1 protein-coding gene is annotated in these 1618 nt (G+C 38.6%); it reads right to left on the bottom strand.

The window, feature by feature from the left end; translation table 11 throughout:
• Positions 1–1342: phage tail spike protein (locus KTHG_RS20455; RefSeq protein ID WP_186439703.1), on the bottom strand; the 1342-nt coding region annotated here is incomplete at its 3' end.
• Between the last annotated feature and the right edge of the window lie 276 nt (positions 1343–1618).

Genomic DNA, 1618 nt, shown 5'->3' with positions numbered 1-1618 from the left:
AAGCGTTATCATGCTCTCCTGTATCGCGATAAATCTTTTCCCATACGTACTGGTCACTGGTGCCAACATAAAGTGAGTTATTACGGTACACAATGGCTTGCAGTTTTGCGGTGCCATCCCCTTCAATAATCCCATTTCGGATGATTGTACCAGCTGTTGCTTTCACCTCAATGCGATAAATTGGTTGCACTTGGTTCTTGATAGTATCTAGCTGCGCTTGTAGATTTTTGATGTCGTTCGGTGTTGAATAATTGAGCTCAATATATTCACCGAGCGTTACCTTATCTTTTGATGAATCACTATTTGACGTATCTTTTTCAATAATACGGGCACCTACAACAAGTGGTGGCTTCATTTCAAAATCAATGACACGTACATGATCACCAAGCCAAGCTGGTTCTTCTTCATAACCTGCAGTTCGTTCAAGTAATGCCGTATCAATGGTGTATTCATAACGTGGCTTATTACATTTATTTAGTTCTAATTTAGCTGCAGCATATAACGCACTGGCATGTTCAATTTCACTGAAATCCATATATTTCACTAAATACTCTTTGCCACCGTTATATAAATCGTTGGCTTCTGCATCATATAAGATGGCACTACCTTCATTGACATCTTGTATCGTCAGATTATCTTTCCCGATTGGTTTAATGGCAGTATAAAATTCTGAAATGGACTGCGTACGTGTCACACCTGTAATATCTCGACGATATTCAAAACGTTTCCCGGTGTTGTTGCGCCCTCGTTCTTCAACTAAATCAAAGTATTTTCCGATGATTTTATTCGCACTATTCATGAGGACATACGCATCAATTTCGCCACCGTACTCTTTACAAATCCCTTGAATCGCTTCTTGCGCATTCGTATTTCCTTCAAACGTTTGATTCTTTAATTCGCCTAGATACTCGCTATTGCGGATTTGCCAGCCACTGTTGGACAAGCAATGTGCGAATGCATCCGGAAAATTAACAGTGCCTAATGTGGCGCGTGGCACAATCGTTTTTAGTAAATCATCTACAAAGGCATTTTCAGCCTTCGCTGTTTTCACATGAACATTGCCCAGTAGTCCACTCTCTACATCGATGATTCGGAATAAACGAAACTTATTCGTTTCATCTTCAAAGAGAACATAATTACTCGGTACGACATGGTCGGCTTCTTCGAAGTTTTCTGGCACACTAAATTGATATGTGTCATAGAAATCTTCTAGTTTTTCATTCCGTACATCGTCGTAAAACGGACATGCTTGTGGACTATCGTTTGATAATGAAGCCACAACTTTATAATCTTCTGCAGCATATCGTGAACGTGCATCTGCCGTCAGTATTAATAAATTCATATTTTTCTCCTTTCATAATTGTAAAAATGCAAATAAAAAAACGTTGTTATATCAACGTTTTTGGGGATTCATTATACAGTACTTACAGTGTTTTTTTTGGGCGCTGAAACCCTTGGGACTCTAAGGTTCAAAGGTGTTTTTATTTTTTAAGGTACCCACTTATGGCACACAAGGTACCCACTTATGGCACACTATACAGTTATATGTTGAAAATCACCATTTACTCAGTTAAATTTTTATTATTAGGCGGTCGTTTGTCTAGTTTACCTTTACAAG

It is taken from the genome of Kurthia sp. Dielmo (assembly GCF_000307285.2).
In the GTDB taxonomy this organism is placed as follows: domain Bacteria; phylum Bacillota; class Bacilli; order Bacillales_A; family Planococcaceae; genus Kurthia; species Kurthia populi.
This window is presented reverse-complemented; position numbering and strand designations above follow the sequence as displayed.